The organism is Lactiplantibacillus songbeiensis, from assembly GCF_005405125.1.
In the GTDB taxonomy this organism is placed as follows: Bacteria; Bacillota; Bacilli; order Lactobacillales; family Lactobacillaceae; genus Lactiplantibacillus; species Lactiplantibacillus songbeiensis.
Genome location: NZ_BJDL01000001.1, coordinates 85,714 through 104,008, shown reverse-complemented (window position 1 = coordinate 104,008; position 18,295 = coordinate 85,714). Strand labels below are relative to the sequence as shown.

Annotated in this window: 15 protein-coding genes; all 15 read left to right on the top strand. The window is 44.8% G+C overall.

Annotated elements, in window-relative coordinates; translation table 11 throughout:
* Positions 1-558: 558 nt before the first annotated feature.
* The 15 genes from trpS to FFM77_RS14110 all read left to right on the top strand — a co-directional run bounded on the left by trpS (position 559) and on the right by FFM77_RS14110 (position 17,900).
* Entirely contained in the window at positions 559-1,578 is a 1,020-nt protein-coding gene (trpS, locus tag FFM77_RS00425) for a tryptophan--tRNA ligase (protein WP_137633774.1), read from the top strand.
* Between the two features lie 172 nt (positions 1,579-1,750).
* The gene (locus FFM77_RS00420; RefSeq protein ID WP_171001520.1) at positions 1,751-2,632 is read left to right on the top strand and encodes an Abi family protein; all 882 of its coding nucleotides are present in this window, start codon (positions 1,751-1,753) and stop codon (positions 2,630-2,632) included.
* A gap of 294 nt (positions 2,633-2,926) precedes the next feature.
* Positions 2,927-3,922, top strand: a complete 996-nt coding sequence (locus FFM77_RS00415) for a tRNA dihydrouridine synthase (RefSeq protein ID WP_137633772.1) — start codon at positions 2,927-2,929, stop codon at positions 3,920-3,922.
* A 511-nt stretch (positions 3,923-4,433) separates the two neighbouring features.
* A complete protein-coding gene (locus tag FFM77_RS00410; RefSeq protein ID WP_137633771.1) occupies positions 4,434-5,375 on the top strand; it encodes a Ppx/GppA family phosphatase in 942 nt (313 codons plus the stop codon).
* Between the two features lie 4 nt (positions 5,376-5,379).
* Positions 5,380-6,648 (top strand): hydroxymethylglutaryl-CoA reductase, degradative, encoded by a 1,269-nt coding sequence (locus FFM77_RS00405; RefSeq protein WP_137633770.1) that lies wholly within the window; start codon positions 5,380-5,382, stop codon positions 6,646-6,648.
* A gap of 1 nt (position 6,649) precedes the next feature.
* Complete coding sequence (locus FFM77_RS00400; protein WP_137633769.1) at positions 6,650-7,609, top strand: IpaB/EvcA family protein; 960 nt, start codon at positions 6,650-6,652, stop codon at positions 7,607-7,609.
* A 150-nt stretch (positions 7,610-7,759) separates the two neighbouring features.
* On the top strand, positions 7,760-8,461 hold the full coding sequence (locus FFM77_RS00395) for an NAD-dependent protein deacylase (protein WP_137633768.1): 702 nt from the start codon (positions 7,760-7,762) through the stop codon (positions 8,459-8,461).
* Positions 8,458-9,300 carry a DUF72 domain-containing protein gene (locus FFM77_RS00390; protein WP_137633767.1) on the top strand — a complete coding sequence of 281 codons (843 nt, stop codon included), beginning with the start codon at positions 8,458-8,460 and terminating at the stop codon, positions 9,298-9,300. Before FFM77_RS00395 ends, FFM77_RS00390 begins: the two co-directional genes overlap by 4 nt.
* Positions 9,301-9,389: 89 nt before the next feature.
* On the top strand, positions 9,390-9,650 hold the full coding sequence (locus FFM77_RS00385) for a hypothetical protein (protein WP_137633766.1): 261 nt from the start codon (positions 9,390-9,392) through the stop codon (positions 9,648-9,650).
* A 249-nt stretch (positions 9,651-9,899) separates the two neighbouring features.
* A complete protein-coding gene (locus tag FFM77_RS00380; protein ID WP_137633765.1) occupies positions 9,900-13,970 on the top strand; it encodes a bacterial Ig-like domain-containing protein in 4,071 nt (1,356 codons plus the stop codon).
* A 340-nt stretch (positions 13,971-14,310) separates the two neighbouring features.
* Positions 14,311-15,657 (top strand): CitMHS family transporter, encoded by a 1,347-nt coding sequence (locus FFM77_RS00375; protein ID WP_137633764.1) that lies wholly within the window; start codon positions 14,311-14,313, stop codon positions 15,655-15,657.
* A gap of 233 nt (positions 15,658-15,890) precedes the next feature.
* The gene (locus tag FFM77_RS00370; RefSeq protein WP_137633763.1) at positions 15,891-16,229 is read left to right on the top strand and encodes a hypothetical protein; all 339 of its coding nucleotides are present in this window, start codon (positions 15,891-15,893) and stop codon (positions 16,227-16,229) included.
* Positions 16,229-16,627: an acetyl-CoA carboxylase biotin carboxyl carrier protein subunit gene (locus FFM77_RS00365; protein ID WP_137633762.1), complete on the top strand. Its 399-nt coding sequence runs from the start codon at positions 16,229-16,231 to the stop codon at positions 16,625-16,627. Before FFM77_RS00370 ends, FFM77_RS00365 begins: the two co-directional genes overlap by 1 nt.
* Positions 16,628-16,640: 13 nt before the next feature.
* Complete coding sequence (locus FFM77_RS00360; RefSeq protein ID WP_137633761.1) at positions 16,641-17,762, top strand: sodium ion-translocating decarboxylase subunit beta; 1,122 nt, start codon at positions 16,641-16,643, stop codon at positions 17,760-17,762.
* Positions 17,763-17,777: 15 nt separating this feature from the next.
* Complete coding sequence (locus tag FFM77_RS14110) at positions 17,778-17,900, top strand: OadG family protein (RefSeq protein ID WP_137633760.1); 123 nt, start codon at positions 17,778-17,780, stop codon at positions 17,898-17,900.
* Positions 17,901-18,295 lie beyond the last annotated feature (395 nt).

The window sequence follows — 18,295 nt, the reverse complement described above, 5'->3', positions numbered from 1 at the left end:
ACGATTAATTATTTGATTCCTGTTAGTTAGCCGAGAGGTTGGATTCTAAAATGCTCAGCCGTGTCGTTGGCTTTAGTGCGAGTGGGGTGCTCGGACTTAGGCCAAGGCCAGTTTTGAAGACCGCACTTTGGCTTCAAAATGGCCCATGGCGTTCCAGCATTTTAGAATCCAACCGGCAGGCGGCAATTTCAACTAGTACCAAGCGTATTAAAATTAGATAAACGCTAATGATTTTTGAAGATTTCAACAAAAATCATTACTTGAAAAACTAACTTTGACACCAGCGCGCGTAACGCTTACACTAGTATCAAATAATCGTTGAAGAAAAGAACGGTAGGGCGTCCAACCAACAGAGACCTAGCAATTGCTGCAAGCTAGGAGGGACAATCGAATTGGCTTTTTGGAGATTCGGAGTTTAGACCGGGTACCCACCCTTATCGGCGTAATGAGTGGCAGAAACAGTTTCTGCAATTTAGGTGGTACCACGGTAATGCGTCCTAATTGACTAGTAATAGTTGATTGGGATTTTTTTGTATCAATAAATAGGAGGATATTAACATGACAAAAAAAGTATTTTTAACTGGGGATCGCCCCACTGGCCGGTTACACATTGGTCATTATGTCGGGTCATTACGTAACCGGGTCGCGTTACAAAATACCGGTGATTACGATTCATACATTATGATTGCAGATAACCAGGCGTTGACGGATAACGCGCATGATCCAGAAAAGATTCGGAAGAGTTTATTACAAGTGGCGATGGATTACTTGGCTGTCGGGATTGATCCTGAAAAATCAACCATTTTAGTGCAATCGCAAATTCCTGCGTTAACGGATATGATGAACCAATTCTTAAACTTAGTGACGGTGGCGCGTTTGAATCGGAACCCAACCGTTAAAACAGAAATCAAGCAAAAGGCGTTTGGTGAAAGTGTCCCTGCTGGTTTCTTTGTTTATCCGGTGAGCCAAGCTGCCGATATCACTGCCTTTAAAGCCACTACGGTTCCCGTTGGTGATGACCAAGAACCAATGTTGGAACAAACGCGCGAAATCGTGCGGAGCTTCAACCGGACGTATCAACAAGATGTTTTGGTTGAACCAGAAGGCTACTTCCCACCTAAAGGGTTAGGCCGAATTCCAGGGTTAGATGGTAACGCTAAGATGAGTAAGTCTTTAGGCAATGCGATTTACTTGGCTGACGATGCCGATACGGTCCAAAAGAAAGTCATGTCGATGTACACCGATCCTGATCATATCCACGTTGAAGATTCTGGTAAAATTGAAGGCAACGTGGTCTTCACTTACTTAGATATCTTCGGTGAAGATAAAGCCAAGATTGCCGACTTAAAGGCCCAATATCAACATGGTGGCTTAGGCGATGTGAAGATCAAACGTTACTTGATCGAAGTATTGGATGGGGTCTTACGGCCGATCCGCGAACGACGTGCCATCTATGAAGCTGATCCTGCCCAAGTGATGCAGATCTTAAAGGCTGGGACTGCCAAAGCCAACGTGGTTGCGGACCAAACTTGGCGTGAAATGCAAGCGGCCATTGGGATTAATTATTTTGAAAAATAAGGCTTAATAAAAATTGTCGTCACTTAAAAAAAGCGGCGGCAATTTTTTTATTAGAGTGATGCTATGCTTGAAAAAAATTAGAGTGTAAGGTACTATGATATCAACAGCACCTCACACACCTCTTAGCAATGTGGCCCAAGTGAGGACTTTTTTGTACATTGGAGAAAATATAATGGGAAAATATGAACGTGCCGCAACAACAGTTGGGCAGCAAGTCGATATTTTGTTCCAACGAGGGTTGAAAGTTACTAACTCAGAAGAAGTAAAACAAAAACTTGAAAATATTGGTTATTTCAAGTTTAAAGGGTACTGCTTTCCATTCTATGATTCAAAGGATCACTTTGATAATAATGTGACATTTGAGCAAGTGTATGGTGCCTACATGTTGGATCAAAAAATGCATATGTTGTTACTTAGTTTAATCGTACGTGTCGAAACACAGATTAAGTCAAGATTAGGTAATTTTTTAGCGTTAAAATATGATCCTCTCTGCTATGCGGATGATGGATTCTTCCGCGCAATTGACTATAAAACTGATTTTTTAGATAAAATTAGTGATGATGCAAAGAAGGCTGGGACGCGTAATGAATTATATGTTAAACATTATCGAGATGACTACGAGAATACATTTCCGTTATGGGTTGTATTTGAGATGTGTTCGCTAGGAACATTTTCTAAGTTCTTTTCAGATTTACAAACTGAAGATCAAAAGGATTTCGTTAGAGGCACATATGGTGGCTTAACTAATAAAAGGTTGGAGAACTGGCTACATTATTTAACATTGGCGCGTAACTGCTGTGCACATAATAGTCGGACATTTAAACGGACCTTTTCTACTTCGCCTAAATTTTTTAAAACAGATATAACATCTTGTCCAGAATTAAGGAAAGCAACCGTTTTTCCAGCTTTTTATATTTTACGCGAACTGTGCTTCAGTTCAGCATATTATAATTCTTGTATTGATGAACTCTGTGATTATACAAGAACCTTGGAAAATGTCAGTTTAAACGACTGGGGATTTCCTGAAGATTGGTGTGAGGTATTAAAAAAGTAAGCTTTGTCAAGATTAATCTATCTTGTGTCATAATAATATATGTCATTCTAATATTGATTAGTCATGCATATTCGACCGGATCTTTGTTGATTTGGTCGAATATGCATGACTTTTTTATTGTGAAGATTTTTTATGGGAAATTGACTAGTATTTGGTGGCGGTGGGAAGCACCTAATGTATTGCTTGAACCGAGAACTTGCTTGTTGGAATTACCTAAAACATTGACTCTGCAAGTGCTAGCGATTAATGCTAAACTTAATCCCATAATTAATTAGCTAGAGGAGCATCTGAAACGTGACAGAATCAGGATATTGGCAACAAATTGCAGCTAAGGCTCGCGCTGAACAGCGGCCATTTTTTACGATGGCCCCGATGGAAGCCGTTAGTAACACTGTCTTTCGGCAAGTCATCAGTCGTGCCGCTGCCCCCGATGCATTTTTTACGGAATTTGTGTACGCTAAAGGTATTACGAATCCCAAGACGAAGTTTCCGGTACACGGTCGGTTATACGTGGCGCCAGCTGAATCTCAAATGCCGGTGGTTCAACTATGGGGCAACGACCCGGCGGATTTTGCTAGTGCTGCGGTAGCGGTTAAAGCGCAAGGCTATCAGGCGATTGATATTAACATGGGGTGTCCCGATGGTACGGTCATTAAGAATCACGGTGGCAGCGATTTGATTCGTAATCCGCAATGGGCGGTTGATGTGATTGCGGCTGCTAAGTCATCGGGGTTGGCCGTCAGTGCGAAAACCCGTTTAGGCTACAGTAAACTCGATGAGATGCAGACTTGGATTCCGACGTTGCTAGAACAGCACGTGGCGGTGTTGACCGTTCATTTGCGGACGAAACAAGAAATGAGTAAAGTCCCCGCCCATTTTGAGGTGATCGATGAGTTGATTAAGATGCGCGATGCGATTGCACCGGAGACGTTATTGCAAATTAATGGGGACATTGAGAACTATCAGGCTGGAGTGGCTTTAGCCAAAGCGCATCCCGGATTAGATGGCATTATGATTGGCCGTGGCGTCTTCGCGAGTCCGTTTGCGTTTGAGCAACAGCCCCAACCACATTCATTGGCAGAATTATTGGATCTGTTGCGTTATCAATTAGATTTGTTCGACGACTTTAGCCAACGCTACGATGTGCCGCGTTTCCCATCATTAAAACGCTTCTTCAAGATCTATGCGCGTCCAGAGTTAGGCGCGACTGAATTACGCAACGCGATGATGGATGCCAAGTCCACCGCAGAAGCTCGACAGATTTTGGATGAGTCGCCGTTAGCTAACTAGGCGGATTGCCACTCTGGTTGGGTCAGAATCGGCTGGAACGTGGTGGCCACGTTTGGAAGCCAAACTGCGGTCTTCCAAGCCGGACTTTATCTAAGTCGGAAAACCACCGACTAAGATAAACGACACCACTGAGCCAATTTTGACCCGCCCGGCGTTAATTAACTGGCACTTTATGAACGATGTGCATGTTTAGTTTAAGGTACAAGATTAGTCGAGTTGTTGGTTTCTAAAATGATTCATGGCGGCTTAGCGGCTAGTTGGTAGATGCAAATTCAATCTAGTCTGAAAACTGAATTATTTGTAAGAAAGTCCAGCATACAAGTGGTGTGTTGGGCTTTTTTGATGGACTAACCGGTCTGGTGAGACGCGACCGTTGACCATCACACGCTGGGAATTTAATGGTAAAATAAATACAACAGAATGTTTGGTTTTAAGGCGCGACTTTTGAATGATATGATCGCCTTAAGCTAAAATAACCGAGTGACTTAAAATGAAAAGCGAGCGTGGTGTTATGAAGAATTTAGCAATTGTGGACCTGGGATCGAATTCGGCGCGGATGGCCGTTAATCGACTACACCCGAATGGAACGGCGGATGAGATTAAGCGGATTAAAGAGGATACCCGGTTGTCAGAAGGAATGGGCGCACAACACGTATTAAGTGCCACGGCCATTGATCGCACCATCAAAGCTTTGCAACACTTTAAGCGGATCTACTCGCGGATGCCCAATACCGATGTTATTGGGATTACTACGGCCGCGGTTCGGATGGCGCAGAATCAGGCGGCTTTCTTAGCACGGGTTAAAAAAGAAGTTGGTCTGGATCTGAAAGTCCTATCTGGCGATGATGAAGCTTATTATGATTATTTAGGCGTTGCAAACTCGTTGGTCGTCAATGATTGCTTGATTCTCGATACTGGCGGTGCTAGTTGTGAACTGATTCTAGTCAAGGGCGGTCAGGCCAAGCAACTGATCAGTGTGCCGTTTGGCGCGGTTACGTTATCGGAACAATTTGAACTAGATGATGTCGTGCCCTCAGCTAACTTATTTCGAGCGCAGATGTTTCTTCGCAATCGATTGGCAGATATTTGGTGGCTGACGGAAGCCATGCACTTTCCGATTATTTTACTTGGCGGGGCCAATCGGACGTTAGCGCGCATCAATCGTCGACGTCAACAGAAGCTTAAAGTCGAAGATATTCATGGCTATCGCTTAAAGACGGAGACGGTTTATCATACGTTCCTTGACTTCTTGACGCGGTCGCGACTTGGCCGCCAAGATATTTCAGGAATGGAATATGACCGCGCTGACATCATTGTCGGTGGCATGTTGCCATTAGTGACCTTGTTGCAGATGCTTGACAGTGATCGGGTCATCTTCTCTGAAAGTGGCGTGCGCGAAGGCATTATCTCTGAACATTTAAATCAGAAAACGGAACCTAAAGATAAGGAATGATTATATGACGGCTGATTTTCGCCATTTTTATCAAAAGAGCTGGGCGGAACGGACCGCAATCGTGGCCGAAAATGCCCACTTATCGTCAACTGAAGCGGCTTTATTCAAAAAATATTATTTGACGCAACATCATGAGATTATTGAAAATTATTTAACCGATTATCCATTACCCATGGGCGTCGCGGTGAACTTTGTGATTGATGACCAGCCAAGAATTGTCCCGATGGTCACTGAAGAACCGTCCGTGATTGCGGCAGCTAGCAATGGTGCCAAAATTATCAAACGGGCTGGTGGCTTTAAGACGGAATTAAACCAACGTGAGATGATCGGTCAAATCGTGTTAGAACAGTTAGCGGCACCCGAAAAAACGGCAGATTTGATCAAGGCCCATGCACCGGGCTTATTAAAAGTGGCTGATGATGCCCATCCAAGCTTGAAAAAGCGTGGCGGTGGGGCCCGGCAGTTGCGGGTACGGCAGTTAGGTCAAGGTTACTTGTCGATTGATCTGTTCGTTGACGTTCAGGCCGCGATGGGCGCTAATATGCTCAATACCATGTTGGAGGCGGTCGCCAAATCAATCGGTGTTTTAACAAAGACGAATGCGTTGATGAGTATCTTATCTAATTTTGCCACGGCTAGTCTGGTAACGGCGACTTGTGAACTGCCAGTTTCGTTGTTACAAGCCGGTCGTTATGCGGGTGACTTGGTCGCCAAAAAGATTGCATCGGCTAGCACGGTTGCTCAGATTGATCCGTATCGCGCGGCGACCCACAATAAAGGCATCATGAATGGCATTGACGCCGTCGCAATCGCGACCGGAAATGACTGGCGGGCAATTGAAAGTGGTGCCCATGCCTATGCTGCTAAAGATGGTCAGTATCGCGGCATGAGTACTTGGACCACCGATGGCCGAGTTTTAAGTGGCACGTTGACCATGCCGTTACCCGTTGGTGTGGTTGGTGGGTCGATTAAAATTAACGAACTCGCTCAATTGAATCAGCGGTTACTAGGGATTACGACCGCGGGTGATTTAGCGAAGACAATGGCGGCCGTGGGATTAGCCCAGAATTTAGCGGCGTTACGCGCGTTAGTGACAACTGGGATTCAACAAGGCCATATGCACTTGCAACTGAAATCACTAGCGTTGGCGGCCGGGGCAACACCGAGTGAATTGCCTATTATTCTCCAGCGGCTTGAACAAGCGCCACAACAAGATTTAGCGACAACACAACAACTCATTGCCACGTATCGGCAAACAAAGGATGAAAATTAAGATGACTGAATTAAAAGTATCACAACAAGTAAAAGACTTATTAAGTGCGACAAATTCCATTTTCCCAGGTAACGTGACCGTTACATTCGGTGACCAAAAGGCCGGTTATGTACGCCATGACCAAGCGACCCAATTGATGCAGAATGGCGATATTGAAGTGCATGTCAGTGACATTATGGCGCCTAACTATACGGCGTCACACGAAATCATGCACCTCTTACTATTGTTGCAAGGTTTCCCACAGATGACGTTTAACTTAACAACGAACAATGCCCAATTAGATGAACAATTGATGGCGATTGCGACTGAACTTTATGATGCCGTTGCCCATGTGTTGATTGTCCAAAAGCAACGAGAACATGACTTAATCGATAGCGAGATTGAAGATTTATACTTCAAAGGTATTTATGCCACGATTGATCCTGAAGACCCTAATCAAGACGATGCGATGATGACGTTACGGCTATTAACGTTAACGGACTTATTGGTCTTCTTTAATGGTGACTTAGGTGATCAACGTTTGGCTAAGATTGAAGCGGACTTTCCAAAGTCATGGGCCGCAGCTAAAAAGTTGTACGCAGTGATTGATACCAAACCGGTTGAAACGCCATTTGCCATGCGGCGGACAGTTGTTAAATTATTCAAGGCGTTCGATGATCAAATGTTGGACTGGGATTTGCCATTATTGCATGGCAGTGAATTCGTGACGATGCAAAGCGTGCTTAGTGACCGACAACAACGACTAGAAGTGCGTCAGTTGTTCGATATTTATCATTCAGAAATGATTGAAACGGAACAACACACGCGGGCTTTTATCGGCTTGAATAAAGGTGACCGACAAAATGCCTTCGTAATACCAGCACCAGCTGAAAAGCAGAGTGATGACTTCTTTAAGGAATTGTATGGGATGCAGGTTAAGGATTTGTTTGCCCGATTGCATGTGCCGTTTACGACTAGATAGAGTGAGAGGTTCGACGGGTTGCGTCTGAGCATTGCCTAGCCAAACAGTGATACCGGTGAACTTCCGGTATGGCTGCTTGGCGTAGCAAGCGGAGGACGCAGTCGGGCCGAACACGTTTCAGCAAACTAACGCAAAGGAGGTTCTCAAATCATGACAACTAAAGCTCAACAGACCCTACTATCGGCCGAGCACATTGTCTTCATGACTGGTGCCGGGGTCTCGACACCATCAGGAATTCCGGATTATCGATCTAGGAATGGCTTGTACACCGGCCATCATAATGCCGAATATTATCTCAGTCATGCCTATCTCGAGTCTGATCCCATTGGCTTTTACCATTATCTAAAGGAAAATTTGTATCATCCAGAAGCCAAGCCTAACGTTATTCATGAAAAGATGGCGGCGTTGACGCAACGCGGGCAGGCTGGGGTGATTACGCAAAATATTGATAATTTATACCAAGTGGCCGAAACTAAAAATTTAGTCGAATTTCATGGTAACTTGTACCAGGTCTACTGTACGCAGTGTGGACAAGCAGTGCCGTGGGCGGACTACTTAAAGTCACCGTATCATACGACAGACCACGGGTACTTACGGCCCAATGTCGTCTTGTACGATGAGGGGATTAATCAGCAAAATGTTGACCGATCGTTGGCTTTGTTGCGACAAGCTGATCTGGTCGTGATTTGTGGGACCTCGTTTCGGGTCTATCCCTTTGCCGGATTGATCGATTACCGCGCGACTGACGCGAAAGTGATGGCGATTAATGAAGAGCCGTTACAATTGCCATTTGACTTTGAGATGGTCCAATTAAATGCGGTTGAATTTTTTGAAGGACTGACGCTAACATGATTACACTTGGATTAACGACTTGGACAGAACATCCTAGCTTGCTGGGTGGTACGGATAACTTAACATTGACGGAATATTCAGGAGTGCTACCAGTTGTCGAGGTTGATACCCCATTTTATGGGATTCCGAAAGTTAGTACCGTGGCTAAATGGCAAAAAGAAGTTCCAGCCAAGTTCCAATTTATTTTAAAAGCTAATCAGACAATGACGCTGCATGATACTTATGAAGATGGCCTTTCGATGGACGATTTAAAGACGGCTTATCGTGAATACCGCGCGATGTTGAAACCGTTAATTCAGCATGGTCAGTTGAAGGCCGTCTTATTCCAATTTCCACCGTTTTTCGAACGGTCAACGCGGAATTTCCATTATTTACAGCGGATGGTGCAGTGGTTGCCAGGCGTGCCGATTGCGGTCGAGTTTCGGAATCAAAGCTGGTATGAAGCCGGTGTTAAGGATTCGGTTTTTGATTTTTTGAAAGATTTAGGCCTGATTCATGTCATTGTCGATGAACCGCACGCCATGAATGATGGGGTATCAATGGAACCCGTTGTGACCAGCCCTAAATTAGCAATTATGCGACTCCATGGTCGTAATCAGCAAGGTTGGTCAGCTAAAGGAAAAGATTGGCGCGGTCAACGCACGTTGTATCGTTATAATGAGACGGAGTTGATGGCCTTTAAGACAATGGTCGAAGACTTGCAGCCCCAGACGGATGAAGTCTGTGTGATCTTTAATAATAATTCCGGTGGTGATGCCGCGGATAACGCACTGGCTTTAAAGGATCTATTGGGCGTGTCATTCGGTGATCTAGGGCCGCAGCAGTTGGACTTGTTCTGATAAAAGAACACTTAAAAAACAGTGGTCAAGTCATGGATTATGATACCCTGAACGTATGGAAAGACTGATTAATCAAGGGGGTATCAGACATGACAGAATCAGAAGACAGTTGCAACTTATCATTAGACCGGCGTAAGTTTGCTGAAATGGTCGTTAGCTCACATCAAGTTTCGGATGATTTAGATCCCGAAGCAATTGTGAAACGTAAGTTAACACTTTATTTATCCGCGTATTATTTAGCGGATCGGTTTAATAAGCTAGAAAATGCCCATTTTGAAGGGGCAATGAATTCAGAACGTTATCAGAAGCTATTGACTGAACTTAAAGATGAGAAGTTCGGTGACTGGTAAAGCGAATAAGGTTGAAGAGCATTCACATTTGTGGGTGCTTTTTTTGTGTTCTTAGGTACATCCAAGTCATAGCTTAAAGTGTCATCTCATATTCAAGGTCAGTTTTAGACTTAGTTTTCTTGGCATTCTTAATATTTTTTGTTGAAAAATATAATATTTTCGATATTTTAGCCGTATAATGAGTTTATGGGTTAACTATACGAACATTATAAGTTAAAGCTACTGTTTGAATGATGAGGGGTTCTTAGAATGGCAAAAAAAATGGGATCAAAATTGCATTATAAGATGTACAAACAGGGACGTTTCTGGGTCTTTGCAGGTCTAACGTTATTAACTTGGCAGATTGGGAATACAACGACTGCCCAGGCGGATACAGCTGGGACGACTGCTAAGCCGGCAACTGCCACGACTCAGGTGGCAGCGGCAACTACTAGTGGTGAGGGTAACAGTGTCAAGTTGTCAGCCACACCAGCATCGACACAATCTAATTACAGTCAGGCGGAGTCGGCTACGACCAGTACTGATAGCACTGCCAATAGTTCGGAAGCTGCTAGTTCGGCCGCCAGTAGTCAGCAATCTCAATCTGGCGCAACTGAATCTCAGTCGGTAACATCAGGAGCTAGTTCAGCAGCTCAAAGTCAAACTGATGGTAACAGTCAAAGTGCGACTAGTCAGTCGAGTCAAGCAGTGGCCAGTGTAGTACCGAAAGATCAATCAAGTGATGTGGCACCTGCAAGCTCAGCCGTGATGAGTGCTAAGGATAATAATACAAAACAATTGACTGTTGAACAGGCTGCATCAACGGCGACTACCGGTCAAACTAGTCAAGTTGCTAAGGCAATGGTCACCAGCCAAGCCCCCAGACAACTTAGTCGTAGTGCTTTATTACGCGATACTGCGGTATCAACGGCTATTAAAGGCGTTAATGGTGACGTTGCCTGGTCATTTGATGCTAGTAACGGGGCGTTAACCTTAGGCGGTGGCACGCTTGGTAGTCCCGACTTTACGTATACCGATGCAGACAACGCTCTCCAAAAATTGAATCGTGATGATATTAAGTCGATGGCAGTGACTGGAAAGTTAGTGGTTACTGGCCTGAATGGTGTGGGCTTGTTTTCATATTTGAGTAATGGGGTCACCGGCCTGAATCAAGTTGATGTTAGTCAGGCTACTAGTTTGAATTCTATGTTTTTTGGTTCGAAGCTAGATGATGTCGTTAATCTGAATGGATGGGATGTCCATAGCGTTACCGATATGTCGAAACTATTTTCCTATACGACCGGTGTAACTGATATCGAAGTCAATGACTGGCATACCGATAACTTAGCTAATATGGATGGGACGTTTTTAAGATCAAGTGATTTGGTTACAGTTAATGCAACTAACTGGAATACAAGTAAAGTCGAATATATGTCGGAACTCTTTGAGAACTCAGAGAAGTTAGCAAATGTGGATGTTAGTAAGTGGAACGTTAGCAAGGTAACTACGTTCTGGCGAGCTTTTTATGGCACAACGGCATTGAAGAATATAGATGTTAGTTCTTGGACGCCTATAAGTGCGACGATTATGGCATCTATGTTCGAATTCTCAGGTGTGACATATCTTGACTTAAGCACTTGGAACATGACAAAGGTAACTGACAATAGTGAAATGATGGGGTATGCGTCAGGTCAAGGTAATACTTTTGATCTGGTTGAGTTAAAGGTCAGTCCGACATTTAAATTTATTTCTGAGGACTTCTCTTGGTATAACAATATCGGTCAAGTTACGACATACCCATATACGGGTAAATGGGTTAATGCGCGCACGAGTGAAGTTTTAACGTATCAAGAGCTTGATGATTTTTATCGGAAAGGCGCTACAGGTACTGCTGAGACCTATCTTGCTCAAGAAGATTATAGCGATCGGACCCAATTGACGGGACAAGACATTAATATCTATCAGAATACCGATTGGAGCGTGATATCTGGGATTGCTAGCCTGAAAGATGCGCGTGGTGAAGACGTGTTTAACTTTGACCCCAGTCAGTTTAGTTATACTGGTTCAGTTAATCAAACTAAGTTAGGTCAGTATCCAATAACGTTGACCTATACTAGCGCACTAGGTAATCAATTTTCGGCGCCAATTAATGTCAATGTTATTGAACGTAAAAGTAAAGCGACTATCGGTGGCCAAGATGTCACTGTTGTTATAGGGTCAGACGCAGAAGCCAACTTGGCGGCAATGCAAGCTGTAATTCCAAAATTACTCACTGGGACTATTGATAGTGGTAGTCCCATGGTTGTTGGCCAGGACCAGGTACAAGTTATTGAAAGTTATGCGGATGGTAGTCCGATAACAACTAATGATTATACGATTCCTGCTGTTTATAAGTTTGTTTTTAGTTATCGCAATACAGATGATGTTTTGCTAACACAAACTAGTTTTTTAACCTTGGTTGAAAGTCAGGCTAAGATTAATTTAAAAGCACCAACGATTATTATTGGACCAACTGCTAAATTATCAATAGCTGATTATTTCGATAACCTGATAAATGCTGCTGGGCAATCAGTTGATGACGCTGCCGGTGTTACGTTTACTGGTGTGGATAAAGTTGATTTAACTAAAGCTGGCGATTATACCATCTCAGCTGATTACACGGATACGGTTGGTAATCTGGTCACAGCGACAACGACGGTTCGCGTGATTGAAAATACGGCAACGTTAAACTTAACGGCTCCAACCCAGCCATTAATTGCCGGACCAAAAACAACCTTTGACCCGACAAGTGTCATTACCACCGCCGTAACTGCCATGGGGACTGACATGACAACAGCGAATGGCTTAACTATCGATAACACGGTTGATCCGCAAAAAGCCGGGACTTATACGGTAACGGTCAGTTATCAGGATAACTCTGGCAATCAGTTGACGAAACAAGTTCAAATCGTCGTTGTTTCTAGTCGGTTAGCCTTGACTGTGCAACCAACGACTGAATTAATTGTTGGCGAACCTTTGGATCTAGCCGCTCAACTCATCACCGCAAAAGATGCGACGGGGCAAGCGGTAGCACTAGCAGACCTGACAATTGACTTGAGCCAATTGAATACGGCCAAAGCAGGGACCTATCCGGTGGCGGTAAGCTATACCGATGCTTATGGTAATACGTTGCAACGAGTCTTGACGGTAACGGTAAAAGCTAGTCCAATTGCGATTCAAACAGTGCCACAAGTTAACTTATTACTTGGGGATAACTTTGAGCCAACTAGTGCGGTTACATCTGCTACCGGCATAGATGGTCAACCGCTAGCTAAGACGGCGTTAAGCTACGACGTCAGTCAGGTTAATCTCAAGCAAGGCGGCACTTACACGATGTGGGTCAGTTATCGTGACCAATATCAAAATACAGTCAAGCAACCCATAACGATTAATGTGAGTGCGCTGAGTTTGGAATTAACGGATGCCCTAACTGTGACTCAAGGGACAACCTTTGATCCAGCGAGCCTCGTTAAACTGGCGACGAATGCGCTAGGTCAAGCGATCTCAGCTAGTCAATTAACGATTACTGGAACGGTTAACACCACTGTGCCCGGCAAGTATCAGTTGCAAGTGACGAACCAAGATCGATTTGGCCATCAACTGACTAAGTCAATGACGGTTACGGTGTTGGCGTCAACGCCTGATCCTGAGGTGCCGACTGATCCAAGTACACCAACTAATCCAGAGACACCAACTAATCCAAGTACACCGACTAATCCAGAAACACCGACTGATCCCGGTACAACGCCAACACCAGATCATCCGAATAATGGTGGAATCGTGACGCCCCCAACTGATGTAGACCAGCCAGATCAACCAATCGTCTCACCGGCCAAACATGGCACCAAGCAAGCTGTTAAGACGGTTGTTAAGGTCAAGTCGGCTAATCAAAAGACTGGTCAATCTGTCATTAAGACTGGCCTTAAGCAAAGTCAACTGACTGCTGCTACGATTAAATCCGCAACAACGACGCAAGTAGCAATGGCTACCATTGATTTGGCAGCGACGACGCAATCAGTGACGACGAAATCAGTAACGGCAACAATCAAACCAGCAGCAACAACTCAAGCAGTAATGGTCACAAATAAATCGGCAACAACGCAATCAGCGATGGCGACGATTAGACCAGCCAAAGCACAATTAAAGGCTGTCGATAAATTAACTGTTGGCAAGCAGGCGATGGTGGAAAAGCCGTTACCACAAACGAGTGAAACCAAACCTTCACTAACAGGCACCATTTTATTAGCGACGACAGCAGTTTTAGCAACCTTAGGAATTACATTGAAACGGCGCCATAATTAGAATTAACTTGAATAAGTTCAATCATCATGCAATCACCAAGTTTAGCAGACTTGGTGATTGTTTTTGGTTAGGATTAAAGCTTAGTCATTGTTGAGTAGTGAGCAAGCGGCCTAGGCCGATCGTTAGCGGAAGTGCATGGTTGCGTTAACGTGAAAACGCCAATGATGCCTATCATAACAACACCTTTAGACTTAAATGTACATACATTTTCGCGCAACGAAACTTGCTGTGAACTGGAATATCAAAGTGTTCTTTCTGTGTACTTCCGCACAAAAACGGTAGTAAAAGCGCTTTCAATCCGATATGATTTGCTTGTAGAAAAATAAAAGGAGTTGAAACCATGTTACTAACAGTTATCTCATATGCCATGATTGTCGTCTTCATGTTCATTATCATGAAGAAGAAATTATCACCATTTACCGCCTTAGTATTGGTTCCATTAGTTTTCGCCATTATTGCGATGGTCGCCGGCGTTGCCAAAAAAGGTACAATCGGTGATTTCGTCCTCGAAGGGATCAAGACCACTGCCAACACCGGGATCATGCTATTATTTGCGATTCTTTATTTCTCGATTATGCTGGACGCGGGGTTATTTGATCCCATCACCAAGAAGATGATTCTCTTCGCTAAAGGTGATCCAATGAAAGTCCTAATGGCCACAGCCATCGTTGCGGCGGCCGTTTCCTTGAACGGGGATGGGACGACTACCACCTTGATTTGTTGTTCGGCTTTTATTCCGATTTACAAGAAGTTAAACATGCGAATGATGAACTTAGGGGTTTTGGTTATCTTACAAAACACGATCATGAACTTACTCCCATGGGGTGGGCCAACTGCACGAGCAATGGCCGTCTTAGATGTTGATGCCAGTATCTTAGCTTACGTGATGCCTGGGATGATCTTAGCCTTACTTTACGTCACCTTTATCGTTGCGCCTAGTATGGGTCGTAAAGAACGTAAACGCTTAGGTATTAAAGAATTATCACCAGCTGAAATCGATGCGATGACCCAAGTCACTGATCCAGATGTTGCTGAGATTCGTCGGCCAAAGAACTTTGCATTCAACGGTATCTTAACCATTGTTTTGATTGCTTGGTTAGTTGCCGGTTCATTCATCAAAGCTTTAGAAATGCCACCATTGTTGCTCTTCTTAGTCGGAACTTGTATCGCGTTGATGGTCAACTATCCAAAGCTCAAAGACCAATCCAAGCGAATTGGTGCTAACGGTGGTGACGCCGTGCAAGTGGTTATCTTAGTCTTCGCGGCGGGGGTCTTCATGGGTCTCTTCCAAGGAACTGGGATGGCGACGGCTTTGGCTCAAAGCTTTACCCAAATTATCCCGCATCAATTAGCCGGTTTCTGGGGCTTAGTGATTGCTGCGATTTCTGCTCCTGGGACTTTCTTCCTATCAAACGACGGGTTCTACTTTGGGGTCTTGCCAGTCTTAGCTCAAGCTGGGCGGGCATACGGCTTTACCAACATGCAAATGGCGCTCGCTTCTTTGATGGGTCAAGCGTTCCATTTACTCAGTCCATTAGTAGCCTTTATCTACTTGTTACTACGTTTAACTGGTTTGGACATGGGGGCTTGGCAAAAGGAAACCGCCAAGTACGCACTCGGCGTCTTCGCCATCTTCGTGGTTACGATTCTCTTGACCGGCCACATGCCATTCTACATTCCACAATGAGTTTAATTCGGTAACGCAACGCCATTGACCCGCAACCTGCTTAGCCGCGTAAATGGCCAATAAGCAAGCTGCGGGTCAACTCATAGGATGTCGATAGAACATTAAAAGAACAATCTGAATCAACATTTGGTTATATGATGGAAGCAAGGGTTCAGCGGCAATGAGTGGTCAGTTTTAAATTGTAAGCGATTTACCAGTTGCCGCTGACTAAACAAATTAAAGGAGTGATCCGCATGGCTAGTTTTTGGCAAACGTTATTTCATCACGAAGCGGCCAGCGCCCCGGCCGACCAGCCGGCGGTGACACCGACTGTGCCGGCTGAACCAGCTGAAACGTGGGTGACCGTCCCGAAGTACTTGGAAGTCGATCCACATGACCATCTCATTCCAAGTCTGATTGCTGCCAGCGTGACGGCAACCGCGGTTCCCGATAGTCAGTTAGTGTTAAAAAAGCTCTATGTGCAAAATCCGGAAGCCCAGCTTGTTAGCGTTATTGCGAGCAGTTGTGCTTTAGCTACCGGCGACGGTCAATTCGTCGTCAAAACAATCAGAAAGCGAGTTGACCAGCACTAATGTTACGTAAATTTAAGATCACCATTGATGGTAAAGAATACTTGGTTGAAATGGAAGAAATCGGCGGTGTGGCGCAACCAGTTGCCCCAGTCGCCGTGGCACCCGCACCAACTGCCGCGCCACAACCTGCAACTACCCCCGCACCAACCCCAGCGTCTGCCCCGAAAGCAGCACCCGCTGACGTGGCCGATGCGATGGATGCACCGATGCCAGGGACGATTATTAAAGTCCTAGTTAAACCAGGTGACCAAGTTACTGAAAACCAGCCATTATTAGTCTTAGAAGCAATGAAGATGGAAAATGAAATCGTTGCCAATCGAGCTGGCGTTGTGGAAACATTATTTGTCGATAAAAATGACACGGTGAATGCCGGTGACGCGCTGATTAAGATCAGCTGAAAGGAGTAAGCATGTGGAAACCTTAATTCAGGGGATTACCTCAATTACCTTAGGCCAAATCGCGATGATGCTGATTGGTGGCATCTTGATGTATTTGGGTATCAAAAAAGAATATGAACCAACACTGTTAGTTCCAATGGGGCTGGGGTCCATTCTGGTTAACTTTCCAGGGACCGGGGTTTTAACCCAAACTGTCGGTGGCACCAAAGCCGAAGGGGTCTTGGATGTCCTCTTCAAAGCCGGAATCACGACCGAATTGTTTCCACTTTTAATCTTTATTGGGATTGGTGCGATGATTGATTTTGGACCATTATTACAAAATCCGTTCATGCTCTTATTTGGCGCTGCGGCGCAATTTGGGATTTTCTTCGTTATTATCGTGGCCGTCTTATTTGGTTTCGATATTAAGGAAGCAGCTTCTATTGGGATTATCGGCGCCGCGGATGGTCCAACCGCCATCTTCGTTTCGAACCAGTTAGCAGAGAATCTGCTGGGGCCGATTACCGTGGCGGCGTATTCGTACATGGCGTTGGTACCGATTATCCAACCGGCCGCTATTAAAGCTGTCACGACTAAGAAGGAACGCCAAATTCGGATGACTTACAAAGCCGAAAGCGTTTCGAAGCAAACCAAGATTCTCTTCCCAATTATCGTCACGATTTTGGCCGGCTTTATCGCCCCAATCTCATTACCATTGGTCGGTTTCTTAATGTTTGGAAACTTGCTGCGGGAATGTGGGGTCTTAGACCGCTTATCCAATACCGCGCAGAATGAATTGGTTAACATTGTCAGTATCCTGTTAGGGTTAACGATTTCCGTTAAACTGCAGGCTGACCAATTCTTAAACTTACAAACGTTAATGATTATCGCCTTTGGACTCGTGGCCTTCGTTATGGATTCCATCGGTGGGGTCTTGTTCGCCAAGTTATTGAACGTCTTCCGGAAAGAAAAGATCAATCCAATGATTGGGGCCGCCGGTATTTCGGCCTTCCCAATGTCTAGTCGGGTGATCCAAAAGATGGCGTCCGAAGAAGATCCAAAGAACTTTGTCTTAATGTATGCCGTTGGTGCCAACGTTTCTGGTCAGATTGGCTCAGTTATCGCTGGTGGCCTGTTGCTATCATTCTTCATGTAAAGGGAGGCTAACACCATGATTCATAATTTAGAAATCGCATTTGAACTAATGGGATTTGGGATGGGTGGCGTGTTCTTAGTCCTCTTCGTCATTTACCTGATTTCCAAGCTCTTGATCAAAGTCTTTCCAGCTAAATAAGTAGCTAATAGTTGCCACTCTGGTTGGTCCGGAGCAATGCTGGAACGTGGTGGCCACGTTTGGAAGCCGAAGTGCGGTCTTCCAAGCCGGGCTTTATCTAAGTCGAAAAATCATCGACTAAGATAAACGACACCACTGAGCATTGTCCGGCCCGCCCGGCGTTAATTCGGTTGATAGCTTGGTGAATCGGTCATGAGATTAGAAGTTAGCTTTTAAAGCCGACTTAAATTTAAGTAGCTGCTAGCGCAGGAAAATCTGGATTGATGCTCAGTGGTGAAATTTTACTTGGCCGGGCGATCTATCCCGGACTAGTAAAAGCCCGGCTTGTGAGACCGTACTATGGCTCACAAACGTGGCCACCACGTTCCAGCGTCAATCCAGATTTTCCGGAGCGA

Coding starts and splice junctions, on each gene's coding strand:
- trpS (WP_137633774.1), top strand. CDS start 559: ATGACAAAAAAAGTATTTTTAACTGGGGATCGCCCCACTGGCCGGTTA.
- FFM77_RS00420 (WP_171001520.1), top strand. CDS start 1,751: ATGGGAAAATATGAACGTGCCGCAACAACAGTTGGGCAGCAAGTCGAT.
- FFM77_RS00410 (WP_137633771.1), top strand. CDS start 4,434: ATGAAGAATTTAGCAATTGTGGACCTGGGATCGAATTCGGCGCGGATG.
- FFM77_RS00405 (WP_137633770.1), top strand. CDS start 5,380: ATGACGGCTGATTTTCGCCATTTTTATCAAAAGAGCTGGGCGGAACGG.
- FFM77_RS00400 (WP_137633769.1), top strand. CDS start 6,650: ATGACTGAATTAAAAGTATCACAACAAGTAAAAGACTTATTAAGTGCG.
- FFM77_RS00395 (WP_137633768.1), top strand. CDS start 7,760: ATGACAACTAAAGCTCAACAGACCCTACTATCGGCCGAGCACATTGTC.
- FFM77_RS00390 (WP_137633767.1), top strand. CDS start 8,458: ATGATTACACTTGGATTAACGACTTGGACAGAACATCCTAGCTTGCTG.
- FFM77_RS00385 (WP_137633766.1), top strand. CDS start 9,390: ATGACAGAATCAGAAGACAGTTGCAACTTATCATTAGACCGGCGTAAG.
- FFM77_RS00380 (WP_137633765.1), top strand. CDS start 9,900: ATGGCAAAAAAAATGGGATCAAAATTGCATTATAAGATGTACAAACAG.
- FFM77_RS00375 (WP_137633764.1), top strand. CDS start 14,311: ATGTTACTAACAGTTATCTCATATGCCATGATTGTCGTCTTCATGTTC.
- FFM77_RS00370 (WP_137633763.1), top strand. CDS start 15,891: ATGGCTAGTTTTTGGCAAACGTTATTTCATCACGAAGCGGCCAGCGCC.
- FFM77_RS00365 (WP_137633762.1), top strand. CDS start 16,229: ATGTTACGTAAATTTAAGATCACCATTGATGGTAAAGAATACTTGGTT.
- FFM77_RS14110 (WP_137633760.1), top strand. CDS start 17,778: ATGATTCATAATTTAGAAATCGCATTTGAACTAATGGGATTTGGGATG.